General features: G+C 61.3%; 17 protein-coding genes and 2 tRNA genes. All 19 read left to right on the forward strand.

What is annotated here, in order from left to right; genetic code table 11:
• Nucleotides 1-9: 9 nt before the first annotated feature.
• Nucleotides 10-420: a 30S ribosome-binding factor RbfA gene (rbfA, locus tag DXD94_RS00635; RefSeq protein ID WP_006234038.1), complete on the forward strand. Its 411-nt coding sequence runs from the start codon at nt 10-12 to the stop codon at nt 418-420.
• Nucleotides 413-1456: a bifunctional oligoribonuclease/PAP phosphatase NrnA gene (locus DXD94_RS00640; RefSeq protein WP_117762903.1), complete on the forward strand. Its 1044-nt coding sequence runs from the start codon at nt 413-415 to the stop codon at nt 1454-1456. The genes rbfA and DXD94_RS00640 overlap by 8 nt, the downstream gene beginning before the upstream one ends.
• Nucleotides 1457-1471: 15 nt before the next feature.
• On the forward strand, nt 1472-2404 hold the full coding sequence (gene truB / locus DXD94_RS00645) for a tRNA pseudouridine(55) synthase TruB (protein ID WP_117762904.1): 933 nt from the start codon (nt 1472-1474) through the stop codon (nt 2402-2404).
• Nucleotides 2401-3408, forward strand: a complete 1008-nt coding sequence (gene ribF, locus DXD94_RS00650; RefSeq protein ID WP_233505046.1) for a riboflavin biosynthesis protein RibF — start codon at nt 2401-2403, stop codon at nt 3406-3408. Before truB ends, ribF begins: the two co-directional genes overlap by 4 nt.
• The gene (gene dnaG / locus DXD94_RS00655; protein ID WP_117762905.1) at nt 3401-5500 is read left to right on the forward strand and encodes a DNA primase; all 2100 of its coding nucleotides are present in this window, start codon (nt 3401-3403) and stop codon (nt 5498-5500) included. Before ribF ends, dnaG begins: the two co-directional genes overlap by 8 nt.
• Nucleotides 5501-5610: 110 nt before the next feature.
• Nucleotides 5611-6960, forward strand: a complete 1350-nt coding sequence (rpoD, locus tag DXD94_RS00660) for an RNA polymerase sigma factor RpoD (RefSeq protein ID WP_117742812.1) — start codon at nt 5611-5613, stop codon at nt 6958-6960.
• A gap of 165 nt (nt 6961-7125) precedes the next feature.
• Nucleotides 7126-7200: transfer RNA gene (locus DXD94_RS00665), tRNA-Asn, on the forward strand.
• Between the two features lie 34 nt (nt 7201-7234).
• Nucleotides 7235-7309 (forward strand) — tRNA-Asn (locus DXD94_RS00670).
• A gap of 161 nt (nt 7310-7470) precedes the next feature.
• Nucleotides 7471-7860 carry an Asp23/Gls24 family envelope stress response protein gene (locus DXD94_RS00675; protein WP_195919456.1) on the forward strand — a complete coding sequence of 130 codons (390 nt, stop codon included), beginning with the start codon at nt 7471-7473 and terminating at the stop codon, nt 7858-7860.
• Between the two features lie 27 nt (nt 7861-7887).
• Nucleotides 7888-9549 carry a DAK2 domain-containing protein gene (locus tag DXD94_RS00680; protein WP_117762906.1) on the forward strand — a complete coding sequence of 554 codons (1662 nt, stop codon included), beginning with the start codon at nt 7888-7890 and terminating at the stop codon, nt 9547-9549.
• Nucleotides 9550-9559: 10 nt separating this feature from the next.
• The gene (locus DXD94_RS00685) at nt 9560-11737 is read left to right on the forward strand and encodes an ATP-dependent DNA helicase RecG (RefSeq protein ID WP_117762907.1); all 2178 of its coding nucleotides are present in this window, start codon (nt 9560-9562) and stop codon (nt 11735-11737) included.
• Complete coding sequence (gene rsmD / locus DXD94_RS00690; RefSeq protein ID WP_117735039.1) at nt 11734-12390, forward strand: 16S rRNA (guanine(966)-N(2))-methyltransferase RsmD; 657 nt, start codon at nt 11734-11736, stop codon at nt 12388-12390. The genes DXD94_RS00685 and rsmD overlap by 4 nt, the downstream gene beginning before the upstream one ends.
• A complete protein-coding gene (gene coaD / locus DXD94_RS00695) occupies nt 12383-12880 on the forward strand; it encodes a pantetheine-phosphate adenylyltransferase (RefSeq protein WP_117742816.1) in 498 nt (165 codons plus the stop codon). Before rsmD ends, coaD begins: the two co-directional genes overlap by 8 nt.
• Nucleotides 12881-12948: 68 nt before the next feature.
• Nucleotides 12949-13446: an ATPase gene (locus DXD94_RS00700; protein WP_040358176.1), complete on the forward strand. Its 498-nt coding sequence runs from the start codon at nt 12949-12951 to the stop codon at nt 13444-13446.
• A complete protein-coding gene (locus DXD94_RS00705; RefSeq protein ID WP_117762908.1) occupies nt 13446-14000 on the forward strand; it encodes a DUF177 domain-containing protein in 555 nt (184 codons plus the stop codon). Before DXD94_RS00700 ends, DXD94_RS00705 begins: the two co-directional genes overlap by 1 nt.
• 64 nt (nt 14001-14064) lie before the next feature.
• On the forward strand, nt 14065-14244 hold the full coding sequence (gene rpmF / locus DXD94_RS00710; RefSeq protein ID WP_022094017.1) for a 50S ribosomal protein L32: 180 nt from the start codon (nt 14065-14067) through the stop codon (nt 14242-14244).
• An 87-nt stretch (nt 14245-14331) separates the two neighbouring features.
• On the forward strand, nt 14332-15351 hold the full coding sequence (gene plsX, locus DXD94_RS00715) for a phosphate acyltransferase PlsX (RefSeq protein WP_117762909.1): 1020 nt from the start codon (nt 14332-14334) through the stop codon (nt 15349-15351).
• A 124-nt stretch (nt 15352-15475) separates the two neighbouring features.
• Nucleotides 15476-15718, forward strand: coding sequence for an acyl carrier protein (locus tag DXD94_RS00720; protein WP_055309519.1), 243 nt, complete (start codon nt 15476-15478; stop codon nt 15716-15718).
• 3 nt (nt 15719-15721) lie between these two features.
• Nucleotides 15722-16447, forward strand: coding sequence for a ribonuclease III (gene rnc, locus DXD94_RS00725; RefSeq protein ID WP_117637759.1), 726 nt, complete (start codon nt 15722-15724; stop codon nt 16445-16447).
• Nucleotides 16448-16454: the final 7 nt, after the last annotated feature.

Below are 16454 nucleotides of genomic sequence, written 5' to 3' on the forward strand. Positions count from 1 at the left end.
GGTAGCGCTATGAAGCAAACGCAGGCAACCCGCCGTCTGGGCGAGCAGCTTCGCGAGAAGCTCGGTTATATCCTGCTCTTTGAGGTTTCCGATCCGCGTCTCGACCTGGTTACTTTGACCGCGGTCGAGGTCGCGGTGGACCGTTCGTTCGCGCGCGTGTACGTGTCGTGCGATGCGAGCCGCTACGATGAGGTCATGGAGGCGCTCGCAAGCGCCAAGGGCCGTATTCGCAGCCTGTTGGCTCGCTCGCTCGATTGGCGTGTTACGCCCGAGCTCGATTTTCGCATCGATCGTTCGACCGATGAGGCCGAGCGCATCACACGTGCGCTGGAAAACGTTCCCGCCACGCTTGCGATCGAAAAGGACGAGGACGGCTACCCGATAGCGGATGCCGCCCAGGAGGCAGCTTTAGATGACTAATTCCGCCGACCTCGCCTCGTGCGAGTCTGCAGATATTCAGCGACGCATCCTCGAGCTCATCGAGGATGCGTCCTCCATTGCGATTTCGGGACACACTTCCCCCGATGGCGACGCCCTGGGCTCCGTGCTGGGTCTGGGCCTCTCGCTTATGAAGTTTTTCCCTAACAAGGACATTGCCCTGCTGCTGGCAGACGATGACCCGGTTCCGCGTATCTACCGCTTTATGGAGGGTGCCGATCGCCTGGTACCGGCATCTGCGTATACCGGCAATCCGGACCTGTTCATCTCGGTGGACGTGCCGGTCGTCGAGCGTCTCAATAATTCCGCCGAGGTGCTTCGTCGCTCCAAGCATGTGGTGTGCTTCGATCACCATCCGGCGCGCGAGGAGTTTGCCGAGCTCAGCCTGAGGCGCGTCGAAGCTGCAGCCTGCGCCATGATCATCGACCGCTTCTTGGACAATTGCGGCATTGTCGCACGTGATGGCGTTGCGACCTGCCTGCTGTGTGGCTTGGTTACCGATACCGGCCGTTTTCAGTACCAAAACGCCGATGCCGCCGCGTTCCATGCAGCCTCGCGTCTGGTTGCCCACGGTGCCGATCCGGCGCGTGTGGCACTCGAGGTTTACCAGAGCATGCGCGTTGAGTTTTTGCACCTCAAGTCCATCGTTATGGGCCGCATCAAGACGGTGGCCCACGGGCGCGTCGCGTATAGCTACGCGTACCAGAGTGACCTTGAGGCCTGCGGTGTCACCTCGGATGAGTGCGACGGCCTGGTTGACGTGGTGCGCTCGGTGATGGGCGTCGAGGTCTGCCTGTTCCTGAAGGGCATTGAGGGCGATATCAAGGTGCGCGGCAACCTGCGCTCCAAGGGCGACCTCAACGTGTCCGAGATCGCTGCTTCTTTTGGCGGAGGCGGACATCCCGCTGCCGCCGGTTTCTCCAACAACGGAACGATTCTCGAGACGCTCACCGTGGCACTTCCCATGCTCGCCGAGCTGGTAGGGGAGGATCCCGCTTCGGTGACCGTCGAGCTTTAACTTTTTGGATGGTACATGGCTCGTCGTACGCCTTCTCAATTGAATATGCTGCTCGCCGTCGATAAGCCGGTGGGCTGCACGTCCCACGATGTGGTCTCGCAATGCCGGCGCGCCCTCCATGAGCGGCGCGTCGGCCATGCCGGCACGCTCGACCCCATGGCTTCGGGTGTCATGGTGGTGGGTGTAGGCCAAGCCACCCGTCTGCTGGGCATGCTCACGCTCGATACCAAAAGCTACGTCGCCGACATCTCGTTTGGTGCCGAGACCAATACCGATGATGCGGAGGGCGAGGCGGTCCGCACGGTGCCCGTTGCACCCGAGCTGCGCGATCCGGCTTATGCCCGCGAGCGCTTGGTCGCCATGTTGGGCCCGCAGATGCAGGTGCCGCCGGCTTTTTCGGCTATCTCGGTAAATGGCGTTCGCGCCTACAAGTCTGCTCGAGAGGGCAATGCGGTGGACCTACCTCCGCGCCCTGTCGAGGTCTATGCCGCCGACCTGATCGCCGTGGGCGGTGAAGGTGATACATGTGTGTGGACCGTGGCGTTCTCGGTGAGCAAGGGCACCTACATTCGTGCGCTAGCTCGCGACTTGGGCCGCGCCTGTGAGAGCGCCGCGCACATTTCCGCGTTGCGCCGCACGGCCTCCGGTGTTGTTTCCATTGGCGCTTGTCATGCGGTCGAGGAGCTTTCTCCCGAGTCCGCGGCTGGCTTTGCCCTGGATCCCATTGCGGCCCTGGGCGCCACGCGTGTTGACTTGCCGGGCAATCTTGCCGACGACCTGCTCTGCGGCCGACGCATTCCCGTTGAGCGTGCGCTTGCCGATTTCGATTCCTCGAAGGCGCCGTTCGCGCTGGTGCTCGATGGCGGGCTCAAGGCGCTCGCCCGCATTGAGAGTGGCCGCTTTGTCATGGATCACGTGTTTCCGCAGGCAATCGGCGGTGTTCGATGATGTTTTCCGCTCGCGAGCTCGCGCGTATCTTTTTCGCGGGCGAGTCGGACGAGGCTCGCATCGTTACTGCCGATGTGTTTGATGAGTGCGAGCACTTGGGTGCTGCCTCCATCGCCATCGGCGTGTTCGATGGTGTGCACCGTGGACACCAGGAGCTTATTGCGGCGCTCGTCCGTGATGCCCGTGCCCATGGCTGCAAGGCGGTCGTAGTTACCTTCGATCCCGACCCGGACGTTGTCGTGAGCCCTTCACCCGCTCAAAAATTGATGACGACGGCCGACCGTCTGCATGCCCTGGCTCAAATCGGGGTCGATGCAGTGGTGGCCGTTCCCTTTACGCCTGAGGTTGCGGCACTCGACCATGTCGGTTTTCTCGCACTGTTGTCACGCGTGGTCGACATTCGTTCGATTCGCGTTGGCAGCGACTTTAGGCTGGGTCGCGGCGGTGCTTCTGGTGTTGCCGAGATGCGCGTTTGGGGTTCCGAGCGCGGCGTTGACGTGTATGGTCACGACCTGCTTTGCGAGGGCGGTGAGGCCATTTGCGCCACCCGCATTCGTCACGAGCTGGGACAGGGCCATGTGGGGCTTGCTGCTGGGTTACTCGGCCGCCCGTATATGGTGCGTGGCGGTGTTATTCGCGGTCGTCACGAGGGTTCTGGCATGGGCTTTCCCACGGCAAACCTGCAGGTTCCCAGCGGCATTCAGGTGCCTGCCGATGGCGTGTATGAGGGTCTGGTGCTGGTCGATGACACCGTGTGGCCCGCTGCTGTCAACGTCGGCCTGCCGCCAACGTATGCCGACGATGCGGCATCTGCGCATCTCGAAGCCAACTTAATTGGGTATACGGGCGACCTGTACGGCGCTTCCGTTTCGCTGGCGTTTACGCGCTGGCTGCGTCCGTCACGCGTGTTCGATTCCCTGGACGAGTTGATCGCGACCGTCGAGGGTAATATCGATGATATCCGTCATAACTTGGGTGAGCAGGGGGTGAGTATCCGTGATTAGCGATGAGGAGAAAGACCAGGTCCGCGCTGCGTCCGACCTGGTAGCCATCGTGCAGGAAACGGTTGAGCTCAAGCCCCGCGGCCATGAGTTTTGGGGCTGCTGCCCCTTCCATGGCGAAAAGACCCCGTCGTTTCACATTATCCCTGCCACGCAGGTGTGGCACTGCTTTGGATGTGGCGAGGGCGGCGACGTCTTCACCTATATCATGAAGCGCGAGAACCTGAGCTTTCCCGAGTCAATCCGTTATTTAGCCGATCGCGCGGGTATTGAGCTGCACGACACCGGAGACCGCCGCGAGCGCGGTACTAAGCGTGCCCGAATCTACGATCTGTGCGCCGAGACCGCCCAGTTCTACCACACCATGCTTATGCGCGGTAAGGACGGCCGTCCACGTGAGTACTTCGCCAGCCGCGGCATGGGTGGCGACGTCTGCCGCCGCTACTGCCTGGGCTTTGCACCGGGTCGTAACATGCTGGTGGCTCATCTGTCGCAGGCGGGCTTTACTCCGCAGGAGATGATCGACGCCAACGTGGCTGTGAGTCGCGGGCGCGGGCAGCTTGCCGACCGCTTCTACGACCGCGTGATGTTTCCCATTTTTGATGAGCAGGGGCATAACATCGCCTTTGGCGGTCGCATCATGGGAGACGGCCAACCTAAGTACCTCAACACCGCCGAGACGAGCGTGTTTCATAAAAAGCGAAACCTCTATGGCTTTAATTGGGCCAAGGAGTTTATCGTCGCGCAGGATTCGGCCATCGTGGTGGAGGGCTATACCGATTGCATCGCCTGCTGGGAGGCGGGGATCAAAAACGTTGTCGCCACGCTGGGCACCGCGCTCACGGAGCATCACGTCAAGACGCTCACCCGCTTTGCCAAGCGCATCGTGTACATGTTCGACGGCGATGCGGCGGGACAGAAGGCCGCCCGCCGTGCGATTCAGTTTATCGAGCAGGATTCGATGGATCTGCGCTGCGTGGTGCTGCCCGACGGCAACGATCCCATGGAGTTCATCACGGCGCACGGCGGAGAGGAGCTGCAGAAACGCATTGACGCTGCCGAACCGCTCATGGACTTCGTGTACCGTTCGCTACAGGAGTCGAGTGACATCACCACGCCGGGCGGTCGTGCCAAGGCACTCGAGGATGCGCTGACGCTCATCTATCCGCTGCGCGATAGCTATATGATCGATACGTACTTTATCCAGATTGCCGATCTGCTTGGTTTGGATCTGGAGACAGTGCGTGCGAGTTCGGGTCGCGTGTTTCGCGATGTCGCCAAGCGCGAAGATGCGGAACGACGTCGTGAGCAGAACTATGAACGCCAGCGGGCGCAAGCCGAGCGATCTGGTAGCGCGGGCGGTCGGTCGTCTGGTTTGCAGGGGACATCTCGTGGTGCTTGGGCGTCGGGCGCGACGCCGGCAGTAGCGGCGCCGGTCGAGGAAGAGCCGTACGACTATGTCCCGCTCGATGCTTACGGTGCCGCTCCTGTGGAGGTCGTCGACGACCTGCCGCCTATCGACGTGCCTGATGGTATGGGCTCTGCGCCCGCCGGTGCTCCGGTAGACGCCTCGTTCCCTATGGTTTTGACCGATCTAGAGCGCAAGTCCTTGGCAGGGGAGCGCGAGCTGCTGACCATGCTCACGAGCTATCCCGACCTGTTCCGCACGTATGCCGATCGCATCTGCTCCATCGAGTGGGTCGACCCGCGCCACGAGTCCATCGCGTGGGCCGTGCTGGCAACGCCGCCGGGTACCGATCCTGCGAACTGCATGGATGCGGCGCGCTCGGTGTGTCCCGAGGCGGCAACGCTTGTGAGTGCCGGGCGCATCTCCGCGACGAGCAAACACCCTACCGAGACGAACATCGTGTTCATGCTCGATACGCTCGAGCTCTACACCATCAAGCGCCGCATGCGTGCCGCACAGGCCAAACTGCGCCAGGATCGATCGCTCGATGATGAGGCCCGCCGCGCGCTGACCGTGCAGGCCGCGCAGGATTCGCAGCGTCAACGCGAGCTGCAAAAGTCTATCGGCGGCGTGGCGGACCCGTTCCGTTTGATCGGTTTGGAGACCGCGGGCACCGAACAGGCCTAGATGTTGTGGTCAACCAGCGTATTCTCGCCTATATCCAGTTCTCTTTTTGGGTATAGACGTCTATGTGTGTGCTAAAGTATTGAGTCCTGTGGACTATGAAGGGAGAATCTGTGCCAAAAAAGACTGAGAGCACGGGTACTGGGCTGGAATCCTGCGTTGCAAAGCTCATGGGCAACGGCTCAAACAGGACTTCGGTAACCGAGGACGAGATTCAGGTCGCCCTGAAGGATATCGATGTTTCTGACGAGCAGCTCACCGCGGTGTATTCCGCGCTGCGCAACAGCGGCATCCAGATTATCTCCGCGAGCGGTAACGACGACGCCCCCATGGACGTCGACGATGACGATAACGATACCGATACCGACGATTTCGATGACGACGACGAGCACGATTCCGGCTCGCTCGACGATCATGAGCTCAAGATGGCCCGTCAGGCCGACGCCGAGATGGGTTCTTCCAAGAGCAAGAAGAAGCGCACCGTGCGCACGTCCCGTTCACGCTCCCGCGTGCGTGGCATCGATGCCTCCACGGTGATGCTGACTGGCGATCCGGTTCGTATGTACCTCAAGGAGATCGGCAAGGTCGACCTGCTGACCGCCTCCGAAGAAGTCGATCTGGCCATGAAGATCGAGGCCGGTCTCGAGGCCACCGAGAAGCTCGAGGCTGCCGAGGCGGGCGAGCTCGAGCTCACGCGTGCCGAGATGCGTCGTCTTACGCGCATTGAGAACGTGGGCCTCGAAGCCAAGCAGGCACTCATCAGCGCAAACCTGCGTTTGGTCGTCTCCATCGCCAAGCGCTATGTCGGTCGCGGCATGCTGTTCCTGGACCTGATCCAGGAGGGCAACCTCGGTCTGATCCGCGCCGTCGAGAAGTTCGACTACCAGAAGGGTTTTAAGTTCTCCACGTACGCCACGTGGTGGATCCGTCAGGCCATCACGCGCGCTATCGCCGACCAAGCCCGTACCATCCGTATTCCCGTGCACATGGTCGAGACCATCAACAAGCTCGTCCGCGTGCAGCGCCAACTTCTCCAGGACCTGGGTCGCGACCCGACCCCCGAGGAGATCGGTGCCGAGATGGACATGAGTGCCGACCGCGTCCGCGAGATCCAGAAGATTTCGCAGGAGCCCGTGTCGCTCGAGACTCCCATCGGCGAGGAAGAGGATTCCCAGCTGGGCGACTTCATCGAGGACTCCCAGGCCATCGTTCCGCCCGATGCGGCCAGCTTCTCCATGCTGCAGGAGCAGCTCACCCAGGTGCTCGATTCGCTTGCCGATCGTGAGCGCAAGGTTATCGAGCTGCGCTTTGGCCTTGTCGACGGACATCCCCGCACGCTCGAGGAAGTCGGTCGCGAGTTTGGTGTCACGCGCGAGCGTATCCGCCAGATCGAGTCCAAGACCCTGGCCAAGCTCCGCCACCCGAGCCGCTCGAGCAAGCTCAAGGACTACATTGAGTCTTAGTAGTCACGGCGTTTCCGTTTCGGCAGTTAGGGACGTTCCTTTTTTGCCGGCACTTTGGGACACTCCTTGCCGCAACGGTTGGGTCGGAAAATTTCTTAAAAAAGTTCTTGCCCTGAGCTGATTCGTCCGTATAATAAACTTCGTTGCTTGAGAGCACGCACCTATTCCTCGGTAGCTCAATGGTAGAGCACGCGGCTGTTAACCGCGCTGTTGTAGGTTCGAGTCCTACCCGGGGAGCCAGAATTTTTCAGCCCATTCCGCTGGGCTTTTAAATTCCTCGGTAGCTCAATGGTAGAGCACGCGGCTGTTAACCGCGCTGTTGTAGGTTCGAGTCCTACCCGGGGAGCCAGGTTGTAAAACCCGTCGCTTATGCGGCGGGTTTTTTCATACCGCGATCGCCTGGCGCGAACGTTACCATATCAACATTTCGTGTCGAGGATGTAATCCCGCGACCCACCACCTCAACATGGCGCGCTCGTTGTAGAATATTGCAATGATTGCTCCCACGAGATGGTGCCGCGAGCACCAGATAAGGAGATTCTTGTGTCTGAGACCATTAACGGCAGCCTGAGCGTCTCGAACGACGTTATTGCCGATATTGCCGGTTATGCCGCGATGACGTGCTATGGCGTTGTCGGTATGGCCGAGCAGCTCCAGGGCGCCGAGAGCGTGCGCCTGCTTGCCGGTCAGCGCCTCCGCAAAGGCGTGCTTGTCTCCGCCGACGAGAACGGCCTCACGGTCGACCTTCACGTCGTGCTCGAGAACGGCGTCAACATGAAGTCCGTCTGCCACAATCTTTCGAGCTCCGTTGCCTTCACTCTGCAGGAGGTCGCCCAGATCGATCCCGCCAGCCTTAAGATCGGCATTCACATCGACGCGCTCAAGAGCCGTCTGAACTAGCATCCGAAAACGGAGATTCAAATACCCATGATTGCAAAGACCATTCGCACCTGTTTTCCGATCGCTTCGGCTGCTGTTTCCGACAAGGCCGAGGAGATCAACAAGCTCAACGTCTTCCCCGTACCCGACGGTGACACCGGTACCAACATGTCGCTCACACTCGCCTCGGTGACCAAGGAGCTTTCCGCCCTTCCTGCTGACGCCGACATGGAGGCCATCGCCGGCGCCATCACTCACGGCTCCCTGATGGGTGCCCGTGGCAACTCCGGCGTCATCACCTCGCAGATTCTGCGTGGTGTGGCCGAGGGCCTTGTCTCTGCCGATGAGCCCATCACGTCCGCCAACATCGCCTATGCCTTCCGCCGAGCCGTCAAGGTTGCCTTCCAGGCAGTGCGTAAGCCCATCGAGGGTACGATCCTCACGGTGCTGCGCGACGTCTCGACCAAGGCAGACGAGTGCGAGAAGAAGAAGTTCTCGGCCGAGGACGCGCTCGACGCCATCGTCGTCGAGGCCTATCAGTCCGTCGCCCGTACGCCCGACCTGCTGCCTGTTCTGAAGGAGAACGGCGTGGTCGACTCCGGCGCCTTTGGATTTGCCATCTTCCTTGAGAACTTTGTTGCCGCCGCGCTTGGTCGCAGCACCGTTGTCGAGGATTTCTCCACCATGTTTGACTCCGCTGGCTCTGCCCGCGACGCGGCCCTCGACCGCGTTGAGATCGAGGCCAACGACGACTGGGAGGGCTCGGAGTTTCGTTACTGCAACGAGTTCCTCTTTAAGGCCGATGCCCCGTTTGATGAGGACGAATGCCTTAAGTTCCTGGGCTCCATGGGTGACTGCGAGCTGCTCGTGGGTGCCTACCCCGACTACAAGATCCACGTGCACTCCAACACTCCCAACCTGGTGCTCGAGCACATGCTGCAGCTTGGTCAGATCTACGAGGTCTTTATCCACAACATGGAGATGGAGGCCCACGACCGTACCGCCAAGATCCACGAGGACCAGGAGAAGGCCGCCGAGCCCGCCAAGGCGCTGGGCTTTGTCGCTGTTGCCGCCGGTTCCGGCGAGGCCGACATCCTCAAGTCCCTCGGCGTCGATGTGATCGTGTCGGGTGGTCAGACCATGAACCCCTCGACTGCAGACCTGCTGGGCGCCGTCGACCAGGTCAACGCGACCTCGGTCATCATCCTGCCCAACAACGGCAACATCCGCATGGCTGCCGAGGCCGCTGCTTCCGCCTGCACCGACAAGAAGGTCGCCGTCGTTCCCACCAAGACCGTCCCGCAGGCCTTCTCCGCACTGTTCGCGGTCCTGCCCGATTCTGAGCTCGAGGACGCCGTCGCCGCTATGGTCGACGCCATCAGCGAGGTCCGCGATGGCGAGGTCACCCGCGCCGTGCGCGACTCCAGCGCCTCCGACGGCTCGCCGATTCACTCCGGTGACGTCATGGGCATCATCGCCGGCTCCATCGACGTGGTCGGCTCCGACGTGAAGCAGGTCACGCTCGATTGCATCAACCGCATGCAGGAGGAAGAGGAGGGTGACGCGCTGACGATTCTGGCCGGCGAGGAGCTGTCCGATGAAGCCTTCCAGGAGATCGTCGACGCCATTGAGGAGGCTCAGCCCGATCTGGAGATTGACGCCCATCGTGGCGAGCAGCCGCTCTATCCCGTGATCTTCTCGATCGAGTAGGCAACTGCCCATGTCCGAGCTGTGCTCCGTGCCGTGCGTCTCGGAGCGCTTTGCCCAGAGCAATGCGCTCGACGAGGATATCGCGCGACTCAAATATGTTTCGGGTAAACGTGAGGAGGCCCTTCGCCGTCTGGGAATTCGGACGGTGGGGGACCTCCTTCTCCATATCCCTCATCGATACCTCGACTTTACCCGCTCGTGGTCCATCGAGATGGCGCCCATCGGTATCGTGTGCACCATCATCGCCACGGTTGACCGTATCGTCCAAAAGCAGCCGCGTCCGCGCATGCAGGTGACCGAGGTCTCGCTCGTTGACGAGACGGGCGTGCTGCAGGTCGCCTTTTTCCGCCAGCCCTGGATTGCCCAGCAGCTTAAGCAGGGCGACCGCCTGGCCGTGATGGGCAAGGTCGAGTTTGCCTTTGGTTTTAAGCAGATGGCCTCTCCGCATTTCGAAAAGCTCGAGGACGGGCGTGCCGCGGGCACGATCCTGCCGGTCCATTATGTGAGCGATGGGGTGAGCCAGGCATGGATGCGCCGCATTGTAAGCGGCGCGCTCGAGGTTGTCGACAATCCCTTTGATCCCATTCCGGCACCGCTGCGCGCAAAGCGGAAGCTCATGAGCAATGCCCGTGCTTTGCACTCGATCCACTTTCCCTCGAGCATGGCTGAGCGCGATATCGCGCGCGCACGGCTTGCCTACGAGGAGTGCCTCTACCTGCAGCTGGCGCTGCGCCTGCGCAACGACGGCGGCCTGGTCGATGTGGTGCCCTATGCCCATACCGCGGGCGATCACCTGGCCGCGCTCAAGCAGGCCTTGCCGTTTTCGCTGAGCGACGAGCAGGAAGCCGCGTTCCAGGATATCCTGCGCGATATGTGCGATGGCGGGCGCGTGATGAACCGCCTGCTGCTGGGTGATGTCGGTACCGGTAAGACCGCCGTCGCCGCCTGCGCACTGACTGTCGCGGCCGATTCGGGCACCCAGGCCTGCGTTATGGCGCCCACGGGCGTGCTGGCGCGCCAGTATGCCGATAAGACTGGCCCTCTGCTCTCGCAGGCCGGCATGTCCTGGGCGCTTCTGACGGGTGCCACGCCGACCGCAGAGCGCGAGCGCATCCATGCACAGCTGGAATCGGGCGAGCTTGACGTGCTCTTTGGCACCCACGCGGTGCTTTCGGATGACGTTGCGTTCAAGCACCTGTCGCTCGTGGTCATCGATGAGCAGCACCGGTTTGGCGTCGGCCAACGCAACGCCCTGCGCGCGAAGGGCCCCGGTGCCGATCTGCTCGTAATGACGGCAACGCCCATCCCGCGTACGCTGGCGCTTTCGGTCTACGGCGATCTGGACACGAGCATCATCCGCTATCGGCCCGTCCCTGGCGCTGGCGTGACGACACGCGTGCTGACCGAGTCGAGCCGTGACCTCGCCTATGGCGCCATCCGTGAGGCGCACGAAAAGGGCCAGCAGGCTTACGTGATCTGCCCGCTCGTGGAGCCGAGTGACTCGGCCGATGAGCTGGAGGACGTGCCCGGTATCGCCCGCGACGACGAGGGCCGCGTGACGGTCCCCGTGCCGCTGCACGATACGGCAACCGAGCTCGACCGACTGCGTCTTGCGTTGCCTGGGCTTACCGTCGAGCGCCTTCACGGCCGCATGCCGGCGGGGGAGAAGGATCGGGTCATCGATGCCTTCAAGCGTGGCGAGATCGACGTGCTCGTCTCGACTACGGTGGTCGAGGTGGGCGTCGACGTGCCCAATGCGACCGTCATGGTCATCGAGAACGGCGAGCGCTTTGGTTTGGCTGCCCTGCACCAGCTGCGCGGTCGCGTGGGCCGTGGCAGCGTGTCGGGCACGTGCCTGGTCATGACGCACTCCAAGGGCAACGGCGGCGCGTCGGCAGCACAAGATCGCCTACAATCGCTCGAGAAGACCTCGGATGGCTTTACGCTCGCCCAGATGGACCTGCGTCTGCGCCACGAGGGCGAGATCCTGGGGTACCGCCAACATGGCGGTGTGACCCTGCGCTTTGTCGACCTGGATGCCGACGAGGAGCTGATCGAGTGGGCCCATTTGGACGCGGTCGAGCTCTTGCGGTATGCTTGCACCCTTGACTCCGTGGCGACGCGCCCCCTGCGCGATGCGGTCGCCATGCGATATCGACACATTTTTAAGGAGGTCAGCGGAGGATGAGAATCATCGGCGGCGAATGGCGCGGTCGTAAGATCGAGGAGCCCCGTGGTCGCGATGTCACCCGCCCCACGACTGATCGCGTACGCGAGGCGTGCGCATCTATGGTCATGTCGGCATTCGACTTCGATTTGGACGAGGTCCGTGTGCTGGACGCCTTTGGCGGCTCCGGTGCCTTAGGGTTAGAGATGCTCTCTCGTGGGGCCCGCTCGCTCACGACGTTTGAGATCGATCGCAACGCCGCGCGGCTCATTACCAAGAATATCGAGTCGCTCTGCTGTGACCGTGCGCGTTGGCGCGTGGTAGCGGGCGACATGCTGGCGAGTGCCTCACGCGGCCGTGTGCCGGGCGGCCCCTTTGATCTGGTCCTGCTCGACCCACCATATGCTTTTGGTGCCGAGCCGGTCGAGGAGCTGCTGCAGAACCTGGCTCAGCAGGGTCTGCTTGCATCTGGTGCTTATGCCCTGTTTGAGCATGCCGCTGCCGATGCGGGCGCGCATCCGGCAGGTTTTGAGACCGTGCGTGAGAAGCGTTATGGCATCACCTCGGTCGATCTGCTTCGTTGGGTCGGCGATGACGATGGTGAGGGTGATAACGCCGGCACCGATGCTGACAACAACGATGCCACGACGTTTCAGGAGGACGCCCATGAGTGACACCATTAACCGCGTCATCGTTCCGGGCACCTTCGACCCCATTACGTTTGGCCATATCGATGTAATCCGCCGCGCCCGCCGCATCTTTCCCAGCGTGATCGTCGCTGTTGCCGAGTCGCAGGGTAAAAACGGTGTGGGCACGACGTTTATGCTCGATGAGCGCGTGGCGCTGGCCCGCGAGGCGCTCGGCGATATCGACGGCGTCGAGGTCCTGCCCTTCACCGGCCTCTTGGTCGACTTCGCTCGTGAGCAGGGGGCGGGGGCCGTGGTCAAGGGCCTGCGCGCCATGACCGACTTTGAGTACGAGCTGCAGCAGGCAGATCTCAACTATCGCTTGGATAACGAGCTGGAGTCCATCTTTGTCATGAGTGCGCCGCAGTACGGCTATATCTCGAGCTCGGTCGTTCGCCAGATCGCCTCACTCGGCAGCGATGTATCGACGTTTGTCCCGCCCAACGTGGTCGAAGCGCTCAGACTTCGCTTTTCGTGACGTTTCTTATTGCCTGGTGGCATGTGGTAAACTAGCACGATGATATGTTACCTATGAAAGGAGACCGGATGCCGGGCGAGAATTTTCCTGGCGATAGGATCGTCAGCTTGGTCGATGAGCTCGAAGGGCTGATCGAGGAAGCCAAGCCGCCTTTCGGCAAGAACGCTCAGTTCAAGGTCATCGACGCCGACGTGTTCTTCAACATCCTCGACGAGATCCGCATGAGCTATCCCGAGGAGTGGCAGAAGTCCCGCCGTATCCTTAAGGAGCGCGAGGAGCTTATGGCTTCCGCTGCCGCTCAGGCCGATTCCATCATCGCCGACGCTCAGCAGCAGGCCCTTACCATTGCCGGTGAGCAGGAGATCGTCCGCTTAGCGCAGCAGCAGGCCGACGACATCCGTGATCGTGCCCAGCAGTACGAGCGCGAGACGCGTTATGCTGCCGAGGACTACGCAGAGCAGGTCTTTACGCACCTGGAGGAGAACCTCAAGAGCCTGACCGGCACCGTTACTCGTTGCCGTCAGCAGCTTAACGAGGGTGCCGCCCAACAGAATGGTCAGTGGTAATGGCTGAGTTCCCGAGCGTTACCGTCGATCTATCTGAGCAGCTCGAGTTTCCTGGAGATTCGTATCCGCTGACCGGTAAGGTCGATGTCGCCACCTACACGGTGGGCGAGAAGGAGTACCAGCTACAGGACGGCATCGACTACGACGTTGTCTTTACCAACGCCGGTACCGGTGTCTTGCTCACGGGTATGGTCCGCTCGCACGCCACCGGCGAGTGCGACCGTTGCCTGGAGCCCGCTTCTTTTGATATCGCCGGCGAGATCGAGGAGTTCTACCTCTTTGAGGAGCCCGAGGACCCCGAGGCCTACGAGGACGGCTACGAGCTCCTGGGTGAGGACCGCATCGTCGATCTGGGTGAGCCCATCAATGACGCGGTCGTCATGGACACGCCGTTTGTGGTGCTCTGCAAGCCCGATTGCCACGGTCTGTGCCCCACTTGCGGTTGCAATCTCAACGTCGAGCAATGCGATTGCGCCGCCCAGGCGGAGGCCGAATGGGCCGCTGCCACGGAAAATCCATTTGCAGCATTGAAGAATCTCAAGCTTGACGAGTAAAACTGTGGTAGTATCGCTACTTGCGCGTAATCGCCACACTGGATAGTTCATAAGGAAGGTCACTATGCCCGTACCTAAACAAAAGCAGGGTCGTATCCGCACTCACACCCGTCGTTCCGCCAACATGAAGATCTCGGCTGCGGCTCAGTCCACGTGCCCCCGTTGCGGCGCCGTCAAGCTCCCGCACCACGTGTGCCCCAGCTGCGGTTTCTACAAGGACCGCGAGGTTATCGTTACCGAGTAACGGTATACTCTGGATGCGATGCCGTTCCAAATGGAACCACAATGGCCGGCTCAATGAGTCGGCCATTTTTGTATAAGGAGCATGTATATGAGTAACGTTCGCGTTTGTGTAGACGTTGTGGGCGGAGACGAGAAACCTCAGGTTGTTCTCGATGGTATCGAGGCTGCGCTTGCCGCCGATCCCGATATCGAGGTCTTGGCAGCTGGCCCCGCCGAAATCGTCAATCCCTTTGCAGCTTCCCATGCACGTGTTGAGGCCCTTGAGGCACCCGACGTTATCGCCATGGATGACGATCCCATTCGCGCCGTGATGACCAAACGCAAGTCTTCGATCGTGTTGTCGTGCCGTGCCATCAAGAAGGGAAATGCGGACGCGTTCTTCTCTGCCGGCTCGACCGGTGCTATGACCGCCGCCGCTACCGCCTATGTGACGCCGTTTAGGTATCAGGCCGAAGGCAAGAAGCAACCGGTGCGCCCCTGTCTGACCAATGCGCTGCCCAATCGCGCCGGCGGTCTGACGGTGCTGTGCGATATGGGCGCCAACCCCGATGTCGAGGTCGATGACATGGTGCGTTTTGCTCAGATGGGTAGCGCTTATGCCCGCGTCGTCCTGGGCATTGAGCATCCCCGCGTGGGCCTGCTTGCTAACGGCACCGAGGACGAGAAGGGCTCCAACTTTACCAAGGCGTGCTTCCCGGCCATGAAAGCCGTCGTTCCCGGCTTTGTTGGTAACTGCGAGGGCACCGATCTTACGTCGGGCAATTTTGACGTCGTGGTCGCCGACGGCATGTCGGGCAACATCGCGCTCAAGGCCACTGAGGGCGCTGCTAAGTTTTTGCTGCAGGAACTCAAGGGCGTCTTTATGTCTTCACTTGGCACCAAGATCGCCGCGCTGCTTATTAAAAAGCAGATGCGCGAGATCAAGGCCAAGCTCTCTGGCGACGCCAAGGGCGGCGCGATTCTTTTGGGCCTGCGCGGCGTGGTTCTGATCGGCCACGGCGCCACGTCGGTCGAAGCTGTCAAAAACGGTACGCTCGCGGCGGCCGAAGCCGTGCGCGCCGGGCTGGTCGAGAATGTCGCCAACTCTATGGACGGTATCGTTTTATAAGAGCGAGTTAGAGCGCTGTTATGCGCCTCGGGGCGTGCGTCGTGGGGTAGAATCAGAACCGTGTCTTGGTACCGCCCGGGCGGTACCATTCTTTTGGTATTCATGCACTATGAGAGGAAGCGCTATGGACCGCTCCGAAATCTTCGACAAGATCGCCGAGGTCGCTGCTGACGTTCTGGGCGTCGATGTTGCCGAAATTAGCGATGAGACCACCTTTGACGACCTCGATGCCAACTCGCTCGAGCGCCTGCAGCTGGTTACGGCTATCGAGGACGAGTTCAACCTCGAGATCGATGACGAGACTCTGCTTTCGCTCAACTCTGTCGCCGACGCCGTCGACGCGATCGAAAACGCCAGGGAGGCCTAGGTCTTGGCTTTGTCTGAACGACTTACGCGCGCCCAGGAAATCCTGGGCCACGAGTTCAATAACAAGGTGCTGCTGCGCGCGGCGCTCACGCACCCCTCTGCCGTGGAAGGTCAGCCCGTCTCGGCGAGCTATGAGCGCCTTGAGTTTTTGGGCGATTCCATTTTGGGCGCCGTGGTTGCCCGCTCGCTCTTTGAGTCCTATCCCGAGTTTGACGAGGGCAAGCTTACGCGCCTGAAGGTGTCCCTTGTCTCGGGTGCCACGCTGTCCGAGGTATCGCACGAGCTGGGTATCGACGACATCATCATCTTTGGTGCCTCCGAGACCGGTACGGGCGCACGCGGCCTGCATTCGGCGCTCGAGAACGTCTATGAGTCGCTCGTGGGCGCGCTGTACCTGGATGCCGGCTGGGATGCCGCAGCGGAGTTCATTCATCGCACGCTTAAGCCGCACTTGGCTTCCGAGCGTGCCGAGCACCCTGCGAATCCCAAGTCGTTTTTGCAGGAGTGCGTGCAGGCCGACGGCCACGAGCCTCCGGCGTATAAGCTGGTTGGTTCCGAGGGTCCGGCGCATGCGCCCACCTTTACCGCCGTGGTGTTGATCGATGGTATTCGCCAAGGTCGCGGCTCCGGCTCCTCAAAGAAGGAAGCCGAGGGGGCCGCTGCACTCGAGGCACTTGACCGCATGGGCTACACCACTAACGGCGTGATTCTCAACAAGAAGCCTGTGTAAGCGAGGA

It is taken from the genome of Collinsella sp. TM10-22 (genome assembly GCF_003466125.1).
Taxonomy (GTDB): domain Bacteria; phylum Actinomycetota; class Coriobacteriia; order Coriobacteriales; family Coriobacteriaceae; genus Collinsella.